14 protein-coding genes are annotated in these 12,352 nt (G+C 44.1%); 6 read left to right on the top strand and 8 right to left on the bottom strand.

Annotated elements, in window-relative coordinates:
- Positions 1–6: 6 nt before the first annotated feature.
- The 5 genes from EWM62_RS10820 to EWM62_RS10800 all read right to left on the bottom strand — a co-directional run bounded on the left by EWM62_RS10820 (position 7) and on the right by EWM62_RS10800 (position 3,999).
- Positions 7–708, bottom strand: coding sequence for a L,D-transpeptidase family protein (locus EWM62_RS10820; protein ID WP_129876684.1), 702 nt, complete (start codon positions 706–708; stop codon positions 7–9).
- A 287-nt stretch (positions 709–995) separates the two neighbouring features.
- The gene (locus tag EWM62_RS10815; protein ID WP_129876683.1) at positions 996–1,742 is read right to left on the bottom strand and encodes a LytR/AlgR family response regulator transcription factor; all 747 of its coding nucleotides are present in this window, start codon (positions 1,740–1,742) and stop codon (positions 996–998) included.
- Complete coding sequence (locus EWM62_RS10810) at positions 1,739–2,773, bottom strand: sensor histidine kinase (RefSeq protein WP_238989330.1); 1,035 nt, start codon at positions 2,771–2,773, stop codon at positions 1,739–1,741. The genes EWM62_RS10815 and EWM62_RS10810 overlap by 4 nt, the downstream gene beginning before the upstream one ends.
- A gap of 23 nt (positions 2,774–2,796) precedes the next feature.
- Positions 2,797–3,132 carry a DUF4288 domain-containing protein gene (locus EWM62_RS10805; RefSeq protein ID WP_129876682.1) on the bottom strand — a complete coding sequence of 112 codons (336 nt, stop codon included), beginning with the start codon at positions 3,130–3,132 and terminating at the stop codon, positions 2,797–2,799.
- A 48-nt stretch (positions 3,133–3,180) separates the two neighbouring features.
- Positions 3,181–3,999 carry a LiaF transmembrane domain-containing protein gene (locus EWM62_RS10800; RefSeq protein ID WP_129876681.1) on the bottom strand — a complete coding sequence of 273 codons (819 nt, stop codon included), beginning with the start codon at positions 3,997–3,999 and terminating at the stop codon, positions 3,181–3,183.
- 173 nt (positions 4,000–4,172) lie between these two features.
- Here EWM62_RS10800 and EWM62_RS10795 point away from each other — a divergent pair, with 173 nt between their 5' ends.
- Complete coding sequence (locus tag EWM62_RS10795) at positions 4,173–5,381, top strand: hypothetical protein (protein WP_129876680.1); 1,209 nt, start codon at positions 4,173–4,175, stop codon at positions 5,379–5,381.
- Here the strand turns inward: EWM62_RS10795 and EWM62_RS10790 are convergent.
- Both EWM62_RS10790 and EWM62_RS10785 read right to left on the bottom strand, forming a co-directional pair.
- Positions 5,326–6,363 (bottom strand): agmatine deiminase family protein, encoded by a 1,038-nt coding sequence (locus tag EWM62_RS10790; protein WP_238989329.1) that lies wholly within the window; start codon positions 6,361–6,363, stop codon positions 5,326–5,328. The genes EWM62_RS10795 and EWM62_RS10790 overlap by 56 nt on opposite strands.
- Positions 6,364–6,499: 136 nt before the next feature.
- On the bottom strand, positions 6,500–7,369 hold the full coding sequence (locus EWM62_RS10785; RefSeq protein ID WP_129876678.1) for a carbon-nitrogen hydrolase: 870 nt from the start codon (positions 7,367–7,369) through the stop codon (positions 6,500–6,502).
- A 245-nt stretch (positions 7,370–7,614) separates the two neighbouring features.
- Here EWM62_RS10785 and EWM62_RS10780 point away from each other — a divergent pair, with 245 nt between their 5' ends.
- The 5 genes from EWM62_RS10780 to EWM62_RS10760 all read left to right on the top strand — a co-directional run bounded on the left by EWM62_RS10780 (position 7,615) and on the right by EWM62_RS10760 (position 11,808).
- A complete protein-coding gene (locus EWM62_RS10780) occupies positions 7,615–8,577 on the top strand; it encodes a lysylphosphatidylglycerol synthase transmembrane domain-containing protein (RefSeq protein WP_129876677.1) in 963 nt (320 codons plus the stop codon).
- Positions 8,578–8,708: 131 nt separating this feature from the next.
- Positions 8,709–10,487 (top strand): aromatic amino acid hydroxylase, encoded by a 1,779-nt coding sequence (locus tag EWM62_RS10775; RefSeq protein ID WP_129876676.1) that lies wholly within the window; start codon positions 8,709–8,711, stop codon positions 10,485–10,487.
- A 22-nt stretch (positions 10,488–10,509) separates the two neighbouring features.
- Positions 10,510–10,755, top strand: a complete 246-nt coding sequence (locus EWM62_RS10770) for a hypothetical protein (protein ID WP_129876675.1) — start codon at positions 10,510–10,512, stop codon at positions 10,753–10,755.
- Positions 10,745–11,107, top strand: coding sequence for a type II toxin-antitoxin system VapC family toxin (locus EWM62_RS10765; protein WP_162499828.1), 363 nt, complete (start codon positions 10,745–10,747; stop codon positions 11,105–11,107). The genes EWM62_RS10770 and EWM62_RS10765 overlap by 11 nt, the downstream gene beginning before the upstream one ends.
- A complete protein-coding gene (locus EWM62_RS10760) occupies positions 11,104–11,808 on the top strand; it encodes an SDR family NAD(P)-dependent oxidoreductase (protein WP_129876673.1) in 705 nt (234 codons plus the stop codon). Before EWM62_RS10765 ends, EWM62_RS10760 begins: the two co-directional genes overlap by 4 nt.
- Before the next feature lie 145 nt (positions 11,809–11,953).
- Here the strand turns inward: EWM62_RS10760 and EWM62_RS10755 are convergent, their stop codons facing one another.
- Positions 11,954–12,292 (bottom strand): single-stranded DNA-binding protein, encoded by a 339-nt coding sequence (locus tag EWM62_RS10755; protein ID WP_129876672.1) that lies wholly within the window; start codon positions 12,290–12,292, stop codon positions 11,954–11,956.
- Between the last annotated feature and the right edge of the window lie 60 nt (positions 12,293–12,352).

Below are 12,352 nucleotides of genomic sequence, written 5' to 3'. Positions count from 1 at the left end.
GAGTATTTACTTAAAACTGTACTGCTGCCTATTAACACCAACCAGGGGCGGAATATGCGTTTTCTCGAACAATTCGTAACCAGGCTGCATCATTTTCCAAAATAAATAATAGGGCGAGCCGGCAAATTTCTTCAAATGTTCATTATCAAGCTTAAACGGAAATATTGCCAGTCCTATATCTTTTTGGCCGGTTTCAAGCGCTTTATAAACCAGGGTGTAAATTTCTTCGATGGATGGGTTTGTCATGGCGTAACAGCCGATAGATGCGCAACGGCCATGGATCATGATGGCATCACCTGTGTAGCCTTTTAGTTTTTCTAACTTGTTGGGGTAGCCGATATTGATGGAAAGATGGTAGTTGCTTACCGGGTTTAGCTGGTTAGCTCCTATACTATAAAAACCTTCCGGGCTTTTACCATCACCTTTGCGTGTTTTGGTACCCAGATCGCCCGAGTAGTAGCAAATGTTATAACGTTTAAACAATTCGTATTTATTGCCTTTTTTGGCCCATACTTCCAGTTGGTCCAGTTGTTTAATGATGCGGATATACAGGCGGTATTTTTTGTCGAAGCCCCGGTCATTTAATTCTTGCTGCAGTTTTGGCCATATAGCAGTACGGGCCGTGCTTGCCCGTTTGCTATCGGGCAGATCGATAGGTTTTATTACCGGCGCGAACATTAAGAGCAGTATAAAAAATAGCTTAGGCATCTATCAAATAATTGGTTTGATAAATATACCTAAATATTTAGTTTGAAAACAACAGTAAACAAGAAAATATCATGGTAAGCCTGTCGAACCATTAACAAGTCATACAAGTCTTCGACAAGCTCAGACTGACATAGGCTGTTGCAGAGTAGAAAAATTAGTTTGAAAATAAAAATTTAAAAAGTGTCATGCTGAACGATAGTGAAGCATCTGATCCCGAAGATGCATTTCGGCGAGAGATCCTTCACTATCGTTCAGGATGACAACAGGTTTTCAGATGGACAAGCTTCTTATATCCCCAACACTTGTTTCAACTTCACATACCCTGTTTTACTAACCGGGATCTTGGCGCCCGATTTCAGGATGGCCAGGTGGCTGTCTTTTTCGTACGGGTCTAAGCGGGTTATTTGCTGTATGGCGATAATATAGGAGCGGTGCACCCGCACAAAATAACGTGGGTCCAAAGTCTTCTCGAAGAAGGCCATCGTCTTGTTTTTCAGGAAGGCGCCTTCGGCGGTGATCACGCTTACATAATCATCGTCGGCTTGCAGGTATTCAACATCCTGCACGGCTATAATTTTTACTTTGGTGCCGGTTTTTACCACAATGCGTTCGTTTTGCGCGGGCGATTGCGCGGCTTCGTCAAGCAAGGGGTTTGTTTTGGTTACCGGGGTAGGGCCGGCCGGTGCCTGTGCTAAAAGTTTTTCTATGGCTTTGGTAAAACGCTCTTTACTGAAGGGTTTTAAAAGATAATCAACCGCGTGAGCTTCAAATGCTTTTATGGCGTATTCATCAAACGCGGTGGCAAATATTACAGCAGGCGGGTTATCAACCAGTTCCAGCATCTCGAAACCGTTAATTTTTGGCATTTGCACATCCAGGAATATCAGGTCGGGCTGGTGCTGTTGTATGGCTTTAAGGCCTTCAAAGCCGTCGCCGCATTCCTGCAAAACCTCTATCTGGGGGAAAGCCTGCAAATATTCCTGTACAACCATACGGGCCAAAGGCTCGTCGTCGATAATTAAAGCGCTGATCATAACTGCGGTATTTTTATTATGGTTGTAAATATATTATCATTTGCGTGAGTTTCCATCAAATCGTTACGGGCAAATATCAAATAAAGGCGGCGTTGTACCCCGCTTAAGCCAAAACCGGTGCCTTTACGCGGGCGGCTGGTTTTTGGGTCGTAAGGGTTTTGTATCATGATAATAAGGTACTGCTCTTCCGTTTCGGCACGGATGCTCACGGTAACCTCGCCTGTGGTATCATACAAACCAAACTTTATAGCATTCTCTACCAGGGGCTGCAACAGCATGGATGGCAGCGTGGCCTCGCCGCATTTTTCGTCGCAGCTTATCTCGGTTTGCAGGCGGTGGCCAAAGCGTACTTTCTCAATCTCCAGGTATAAATTCAAATGCGTCAGTTCATCGTTCAGCGGTACCAAAAGCTGATCGTCTTTTTTAAGGGTACCGCGTAAAAAATCAGAGAGCTGGTGGATCATTTTGCGGGCCAGCTCGGGCTTAAAGCCAATAAGCGCGTTGATAGAGTTTAGGCTGTTAAATAAAAAGTGTGGCTGTAATTGCTGCCTAAGATTATAAAGCTCGGCATCACGGGCAAGTTTTTCGGCTTCGGTTTTGCGCTCGACGGTTTTTTTGTGATCCAGCTGCGAGTACCACAGCGCGCTGATCATGGCCATCCACCCGATGGCTAAAAACAGGGTAAAAAACCTGATAACCAACGATTGCTGCAGAAAGTTAAAGTACACCTGCCCCATGTTAAACAGCGGCAATATGTAACGGCAACCGGCAATACAGGCGGCAGCAAGCGCGGCACACCATATAAGCAGGTATATGTAGCTTTCTTTGTCGGGCTGGTAATAACGCAGGTTGTTGTTGATAAGCCAGCACGCGCCCGATAACAGCACAGCGCTCATCAGGCTGTCGGTAACGGCCGTCATCCAGGGGAAACCGAAGCTATGGATAATGTAGCCTTGCAGGCCGGCCCATGCCAACCCGCAGACTGCAAAAGCCCCAAGTAATTTCGATTGCGATATTTGTGATGACGCCAAAGCTTTTTATTTATGGTGATGGTTTAGTTTTTTGCACCCAACAGGGCGCTTTTATGGTGTGCCCAGGCAATGTAAAGGTCGGGGTCGGGTGCTTCGTGTATGTTATAGTATAGTTCGGTACCATCTGTTAAGCCGCTTAAAGCGTTCAGTTCGGCAACATCAATAAACTGCCATTTAACGGTTTGCTTTTGTACGTTAACAAAGCTATCCTGGTTGGCGTGGCCAATATTGCTTGCTTTTTCATAAGCTTCAATTTCGGTACCGGCATTTATCAGCCGCAGTTGTTCGTCAAACTGCGCGTTATGGTCGCCATTGCCGCTTATCACCCTGAAAACTAATTTTGCTACATACCAATTCATAACATGTTCTCCCTTAATTATATTTATAAATAATAAGTTGGATTAAAATTAATAGCTGCGGATATCAACACCGGCAAACACCGATACACCTTTAAGTACTAAAACTTTATCGGTAGTATTAACCTGCGCGTGTTTAATGCGTTTATCATCTACACCCGCAAATACGGCGGCCAGGTCTGGTACCACGTGCCAGTTAGATGGTACTATTATTTTTGTACCGCCAAACATTTGGGTAATGTCTATAATAACCCGCCCGTGGATATCTGCCTGCGTAAAATCAAGCTCGGTGCCGCCAAATATGTTGGTGATATCGCCGCCCCTGAAGTTTTTTGACAGAATGGTTTTATTAACGCCGCCAAATATGGCTGTAGCGTTCAGGAAATCCTCGGGCGAAGGCCTGTAATTGCCTGCCGGCTCGGTAGTGCTTTCGGCAGTATCTCCTTCTTCGGTATCAAAATTTGCCAAAGGTTTTTCTGTAGTAAACGGGTTAGCCTGGTATTTTTTGTCCCAGTAATCGTTGCCGGTATTAATGTTGGTGTGGCTGTTCTTTTTTGATATTATCCATAAACCAATACCTATAAGAGCTGCCGGCCATACAAAGCCGCTTGAGTTATGCAGGTTTGAAGTAAGCATAAAAATTACACCTAAACCTATCAGCATAACGCCCGATGGTTTTTGGAAATTGTTTTTGGCACCCACAACAAGGCCCCAAAATATAAGCCATAGCGGCCACAGGGATACCGAATCGGGAATGAAAAATACATTGAGTTGCTGTAAAAGCATAACGCCGCCTACTAACAGCAATAACAGCCCGGCCATTACTTTGCCTTTGGGTGTTTTGTTCTGGAGATCTATATTGTTTGACATGGTCTTCTTCTATTTTAAATTGTTAACCAAAACTAATGTAAGATTACACATATGCAAACCCAATATTGGCAATATGATTAAAGTAGTCGGTAAGGGGGGGAGAATTGTCGGTAAAAAATTAGGTTGGGGGATCTTTATAAATTTAGATATTTTAGAAAATCTAAATAATTGCAATGGAACACGAGTATAAGGTTGGTGTTTTTAGTAAGATATTATATGGGCTATTAACAGGCGGGATGATAGTGTTTTTTAGCTATTTAATTATCTCAAAGCCACCACATGATAGTAGTTTGTATGTTTTTATTTTAATCCCAATACTGGTTTGCTTGTGCGTACTCATCAATATATTCAAAAGTAAAGTGACTGTAACTGAAACAAGCATTACAAGGGCGCGCCTTTTTTACAGTAAAACTTTAAAATTTGACAATATTAAAGGGGTGAGAATTGAGTCTAAAATTATTATCATTGAACCAATAGATGTTTCTTATTCCCGAATAAACATCAGCAATTACGATGATCTTGCTAAATCTGAGGAATTAACAAAATGGCTGCGTGAAAAATTTACTGATCTGGATAAAGTAGATCTGGAAAAGGAAAAGGAGGCGCTGTTAAACGATAATTCTTTAGGTTATACCCCCGAGGAACGTGAAGCTAAAATCAGCAAGATGAGGCAAATCGCTGTAGCTTATAACATCTGGGGGTTAGTTATGTGCTTTATCTTAATATTTGTCAGGAATAGCTCTGTGTCTTTTTGGACCGGCGCCCTATACCCGCTTTTGGGCATAGCTATCATGAGGTTTAGCAATGGCCTTATAAAATTTGTAGGTGCAAGCCAAAGAAGCTTGCACATGGGTATAATTTTAGGGCTTACAATGTCTGTTATTAACGTTTTTATATTGGCAATTGCAGAATATGAGGTGCTTTCATTTGCCAATGCATGGCCAATTGTAGCGGGTGTTACGGTAGCCTTATTTATTTTGTTGTACAGCACAGGTATCAATAAAATCAAAGGCGTTGCTAAAGGGCAAATTGCTGCAATGGTGGTAATATCGTTTTTATATGGTTTTGCAAACACTATTGTTGTTAATTGCTTTTTCGACAGGTCGACACCCACTAATTTTACAACCACTGTGGCTGACGAATATATAAGCAGTGGCAAAGGCGCACATTACCACCTTAAATTAAACCCTTGGTTACCCGGACAGAATATTAGAGAGGTAGATGTTTCAGAAAAAAGTTATTATAAAACACCTGTTGGCAGCGCTGTTTTCATATACGGAAAAAAAGGTCTGCTCAACATTCCATGGTTTGATTTTGAACTCGACCCTACACCGCCGGTTCCTGCTGGCTTAAACAATGGAAACTCCCCAACCCCCAGATAATATCTGTTGAATCGATACCTACAACTTTCCTGTCGGGGAAGCAGCCTTGCAAAATATCCAGGGCTTTATCGTCGTGATGCGAACGGTAGGTAGGTACAACTACGGCGGCGTTTCCGATGTAGAAATTGGCGTACGATGCAGGTAAGCGCTGGCCGTCGTATATCACCGGTTCAGGCATGGGTAGCTCTACAATGTTTAGCTGCTTGCCGTTTATCAGTCGCATGGTTTTAAGGGTTTGCAGGTTTTCCTGCAGCAGGTGGTAGTTCTCGTCGTTTTTGTTTTCTTCAACCACGGTTACAACCGTATCGGCATTTACAAAGCGGGTGATATCATCAATATGGCCGTCGGTATCGTCGCCTACAATGCCGTCGCCCAGCCAAAGGATCTGCTCCACACCGTAGTAGTTTTGCAGGTAGCCTTCTATTTGCTGCTGGTTTAAATGCGGGTTGCGGTTTTTATTAAGCAGGCAGGCGGTAGTGGTGAGCAAGGTACCCGCGCCGTTAAAATCAACCGAGCCGCCTTCCATCACAATACCGGGATGATACACCGGCAGGTTAAAGTGGTTGGCAATTTTTGTCGGGATAACATCATCCAGATCATATGGAGGGTATTTATCGCCCCAGGCGTTATAATTCCAATCTACAATTACCTTTTCTTTTGTGTTATAATTAACAAGGAACGCCGGGCCATGGTCGCGGCACCAGGCATCGTTAGTTGGAAAATCATAAAATTCAACTTTTTTTAGATCGACCCCTGCTGATAACAACTGCTGTTTGGCAAACGCCGCCATTTGCTCATCAGCAACGTTTATACGAACGATTTGCCCCTCAGAAATCACCTTAATAAACTCGCAGTACTTCGGGTAGATAAGTGGCAACTTGCCCGGCCATGACGCTTCTTTGTGCGGCCAGCTAAGCCACATGGCTTCTTGACGTGCCCATTCAGCAGGGAAGTGGAAGCCTTTTAAGTCGGCGAAGTTCATAGTTGATGGTTGATAGTTCATGGTAGAGCAATATAAAGATATGTCATTGCGAGGAGCGTAGTGACGTGGCAATCTCGTCGCGTTCAATATGCGAGCGACGAGGTTGCCACGCTATCGCTCGCAATGACATGTGTGATTAATCGTTATCCAGTAAACGCTTCGTTATGGGCTGGTAGCTGTCAATTCTTCTGTCCCGCAAAAACGGCCAGTGGCTGCGGTAATAATCAGACTGATCAAGGTCAAGCTCTTTAACCACCACTTCTTCCTGTTCAACTGTTGTTTGGTGTAACACCTCTCCAAACGGATCGGCGAAGAACGAGCCTCCCCAGAATTTTACGCCGGCTTCTTCGCCAACACGGTTAACGCTTACCACGTGTACCCCATTGGCAACAGCATGGCCGCGTTGGATGGTTTGCCAGGCATTATATTGTTTAATGTTGGTGGCCTCATCCTGCGTGGTTGCCCAGCCGATGGCGGTTGGGTAAAACAGGATCTCGGCACCCATTAAGGCGGTAATACGCGCAGCTTCGGGGTACCACTGGTCCCAGCAGATGAGCACGCCTATGGTAGCAAATTTGGTTTTGAAAACCTTGTAGCCCAGGTCGCCGGGGGTGAAGTAAAATTTCTCGTAAAAGCCCGGGTCATCGGGGATATGCATTTTGCGGTATTTGCCCAGGTAGCTGCCATCGGCATCTAAAACGGCGGTGGTATTGTGGTAAACGCCTTGCGCGCGTTTTTCAAATAACGATGCGATGATAACTACACCCAGTTCGCCGGCTACTTTTTGCAAAGCATCAGTTGAGGGGCCGGGGATAGGTTCGGCCAGTTTAAAGTTATCGTAATCTTCCTCATCGCAAAAATACAGCGATGTAAAAAGCTCCTGCAGGCAAACAATCTGCGCGCCTTTGGCGGCAGCTTCGCGTACTTTAACAATAGCCTTATCCAGGTTTTCCTGCTTATTTGCCGTGCAGGTCATTTGCACTATACCAACTTTTACCTTACTCATATCTGATAGAAATTTGCGCAAAAATACTTTATTTTAGTGATTAGAGAATAGTGATTAGAGAATAGTGGGAATTAGAGATTAGTGATTAGTTAATCAGAGATTAGTTGAGTCGCTGCCGGTTAATCCGTAATTAGTTGGAATTACATTGTGCTAACTAATCTCTAATCACAAATCTCAAATTACCAACAACAACTAATCTCTGATCACAAATCAACTAATCACTAATTTATTACCTTTGCACCCGAATGAAAGACTTAGCACAAGCCGAGGAGGACGAAGCACAGGAACTGGTTGCCCCAAAAACATGGAAACAGCGTTTATGGAGCATTACCAAGGTGTTGCTTAAATTTGCGGTTACCTCTGTTCTGCTCTACTTTGTTTTCAGGAAAGTGCCTTTAGAGAAGGTTAAATTCCGCTTACTGCATGCCAATTACTGGTGGATGTTTGCCGCTATGCTTTGCTTTTTCGGTTCCATAGTGATCTCCTCGTGGCGTTTATCCAGCTTCTTTAAATCTATCAAACTAAAACTCGACCCACGGTTCAATTTCAGGCTGTACCTTTTGGGGCTGTTCTACAACTTCCTGTTGCCGGGTGGTATTGGGGGCGATGGCTACAAGATATTTTTACTAAAAAAGAATTATAAGCTGCCCGCGAAAAAGGTTTTCTGGGCTATCATGTTCGACAGGCTGAGCGGCCTTTGGGCTATAGGTTTGATCATTGTGGCGCTTATTTTCCTGATACCTCAGATAGATATCCACATTGGTATCCCGCTAAGCATATTCATTGGGGCTTCGGCCATTTATTATTTTGTGGCCTATAAATTTTTCAGGGAGTACACCCATTATTTTTGGCAAGCGCACTTAAAGGCGGTAGGGGTACAAAGCCTGCAACTGGTAGCCATTGTTTTTATTATGATAGGGCAGGATTTCGAGGGCAAGTATTCGCCTTACCTGCTTTCCTTTTTAATTTCGGCGCTGGCTACTATTATTCCCATCAGTATAGGCGGCGCAGGCATCCGCGAGACCGTTTTTTTACAGCTTACCAAGGTTTTCCCGATGGACGAAAGCCTGGCAACCTTCCTGCCCGGTACGTTCTATATCATTTCGTTGCTGGTAGCGTTACTGGGTGTTTATTACGTTATCCGCCCAAGCCGTTTAGAAGATGGTTTGCCCAAAACAGAAGATAATTCTGAAAATCAATCTATTTAAAATATTTAATTTTTCAGCGCTTTTCTATACCCCAATAAAAGGTAATATTTCTGCAATTTATCTGATACAATCGCTGTTTAGCTAAACCTAATTTCCTAATTTTGGTTAATTATAAACCCGAAAGCTAAGGAATGAGCGATTTTAATGATTTTAATAACCCGCAGGTTGCGGCATTGCCCAGTCATTTAAAACAATTTATTGTAGACCAGCATTACGGCCATTACACCCCGGTTGATCATGCCGTTTGGCGGTACGTTATGCGCCAAAATTATAGTTATTTAAAAGATGTAGCTTACTATCCGTACATCCCCGGTTTGCAAAAAGCTGGCCTTACCATCGAGAAAATTCCCGACCTGCAGGACATGAATAACGCGCTGGCCAAAATTGGCTGGGGCGCGGTTACGGTGGATGGTTTTATACCCCCTGCCGCTTTTATGGAGTACCAGGCTTACCGCGTACTGGTTATTGCTGCCGATATCCGCCAGTTAAACCATATCGAATATACACCAGCGCCCGATATCATCCATGAGTCGGCTGGCCATGCGCCTATTATCGCCGATAAGGATTACCACGAATACCTCAGTTATTTTGGGTCGATAGGGGCGAAGGCCATGTTCAGCTCGCAGGACTTTGAATTATACGAGGCTATCCGTGCCTTATCAATACTAAAGGAAATGCCCGACGCCGACCCCGAAGAAATACAAAGGGCCGATGAACTGGTTGCCTGGTACCAGGACAACATGGGCGAACCATCTGAAATGGCTCTGCTGAGCCGCCTGCACTGGTGGACGGTAGAATACGGGCTGATAGGCACGCTGGACAACCCGAAGATCTATGGCGCAGGGCTGCTCTCGTCTATAGGCGAAAGCGCCAGCTGTATGATGGAGGAGGTGAAAAAGCTGCCTTATACCATCGATGCGGTTAAATACAGTTACGATATCACCAAAACGCAGCCGCAGCTATTTGTAACCCCAACTTTCCAAAACCTGATAGACGTGCTCGAAGAGTTCGCCGATACCATGTCGTTTCGCCGTGGCGGTACTTATGGGATACAAAAGGCTATCGACAGCAAGAATACCTGTACCGCGGTTTACAGTTCGGGCTTACAGATTTCAGGTACGTTCACTGAATTTAAAACGGAGGGAAACGGCCAACCAACATTTATAAAAACCACGGGCGGAACATCTTTGGCGGTTGGTAACAAGCAATTAAAAGGTCACGGCAAAAAGTATCATAAAGACGGTTTCAGCTCGCCCGTTGGCAGGCTGAAGGGGTACGATAAGCCGCTGGAAGATTTTACTGCCAATGAGCTGACGGCTGCCGGAATTGAAACCGGCAAAGACGTTTCCCTGATTTTTGAAAGTGGCATTACCGTTGCCGGCAAACTAACTAAAATCAGCACCGAAAATGGCAAAATTATCCTTTTCAAAATCGAAAAATGTACGGTTTTGGACGAAAAAGGATCCATTTTGTTTGACCCTGCCTGGGGTATTTACGACATGGCCGTGGGCGGAACCATCACTTCGGTATTTTGTGGCGCGGCCGATAAGGATGCTTTCCTGGAGATCGCATACAAATCAAACACAGGCACGCACCACCCCGAATACGACCAAAGGACCAAAGAACTGCACAAGCTTTACCAGCAGGTACGCGACCGCAGGCATACCGGCGGCGACCTGGGCTTTTTAGGTAATGTATGGATGGTGCTCCAAAAATTCCATCACGACGACTGGCTTTGTGCTTTAGAGATCTTAGAACTTTTAGAGCACGAGGACGCAGAACCTGCCTTAGCAACCGAGATAAAGCAATTTCTGGAACAAAAGGCAGCAACAGAGCCGGAATATAAAAAACTAATAAACGATGGCCTGTACCTGATCAAACACCCGGTAGAGGAGAGGTTGATAATTTAATTTATTAGTTGTAATTTAGGGTATGACAACGCTGATAATACAAGTAGAGGATGAGGATACAGAATCTTTAAAGAAGATATTGCATGATATCCCCTATGTTAAAAATATCGCTGTTGAAAACAATACCAACTTAAACGAGCCATCAACTCAATACGCGCGTATTAATTCAATTTTAGATAAGGCTAAAGGAAAAAACCTTTTCAAGGATATTAAAGACCCCGTTGAATGGCAACGCGAGATAAGAAAGGAATGGGATCGTGATTTTTGATACCAACATCTTAATTTATCTATCAAATTACACCCTTACATTACCAAATATCATTTTAAATCAAGCTTCAATTTCAGTTATAACTAAGATCGAAGCTTTGGGGTATGCATTTAAAAATAAGGCAGAGCACGAGCTTTTGGTCGATCTATGTGATGTGATACCCGTTATTCCATTAACAGACGCTATCGCAGAAGCCACAATCGATATTCGTAAAAAACATCGCATAAAACTCCCTGACGCAATAATTTATGCTACAGCGGCAGTCCAAAACTTACCTTTGCTAACTAATAACATTGCCGATTTCAAATCACTCGGCAATAAAGTGGAATTAATAGATCCATTTACACTATGAACATCATTATAACAGGCGCCAGCAGCGGTGTAGGATTTGAAGCTGTATTAGAATTAATATTATCAGGCAAGCATAAAGTGATGGCCCTGGCGCGTTCGCAGGATAAACTTACCCGTTTGCTTGAAATTGCCAAAGGCCTTAACCCCGAGTGCGAACTGTATGCCATAGCTTTTGATATTGTGCACGATGATTACGCCGGCTTGCAGCAATTTATTACCGCCAATTTTGATAGCCGCGTAGATGTGCTTGTGAATAACGCGGGCGTGCTTATCAATAAACCATTTACCCAACTGCTTGAAAGCGATTTTGTAGAAATGCTGCAAAGCAACTATATAGGCCATGTGCGCATCATCCAAAGCCTGCTGCAGTTTATGGGCGAGGGCTCGCATATCCTTAATATTGGCAGTATGGGCGGTTTCCAGGGCAGCGCCAAGTTTAACGGTCTGTCGGCATACTCGGCAAGTAAAGCTGCCTTGCACACGCTAACCGAATGCCTGGCGCAAGAATTGGTTGAGCAAGGCATCAAAGTGAACTGCCTGGCACTGGGGTCCGCACAAACCGAAATGCTGGAACAAGCCTTCCCCGGTTACGAGTCACCTGTTATGGCATTTGAAATGGGTAAATATATCGCCGATTTCGCCGTAACCGGTCACCGCTTTTTTAACGGTAAAGTATTGCCGGTTGCGGTATCAACGCCGTAATTAACAATAGAATTCCGTCCATGGGAGGGGTGCGATGGAAGATGTAGGGCCAGGGAGGGGTTTCCAACTTGCTACTTACAACTTCATTAAACCCCTTCCTCCTCCTTCCCAAGGGAAAGAATCGCACGCCCCGTCCGCTTTTTGCTTACTCTTTATTCCCCATTTTCATAAATTCATTCACAACAACTTCTGTTACATAGCGCTTTACGCCGTCCTTGTCGTTGTAATTGCGGGATGCCAGTTTGCCTTCAATAATAACCGAATCGCCTTTTTTTAAATAAGTTTCGGCCAAGGTGGCCTGCGCGCCCCAAAGCACAATATTATGCCATTGGGTATCGGATATTTTTTCGCCTTTGTCGTTCTTGTAGCTTTCGTTGGTAGCGATAGATAAACGCACCATTTTGCGGTTATTATCAAAAGTCCTTACATCTGGGTCCATGCCCACGTTACCAATTAGCCTTACGCTGTTTTTAATAGTTGCCATTTTGCATTGTGTTTATTTTAATAATTATGAACGGTACAAATTTGCAGAGAGAACTAAAGA

It is taken from the genome of Mucilaginibacter terrigena (assembly GCF_004168255.1).
In the GTDB taxonomy this organism is placed as follows: domain Bacteria; phylum Bacteroidota; class Bacteroidia; order Sphingobacteriales; family Sphingobacteriaceae; genus Mucilaginibacter; species Mucilaginibacter terrigena.
This window is presented reverse-complemented; position numbering and strand designations above follow the sequence as displayed.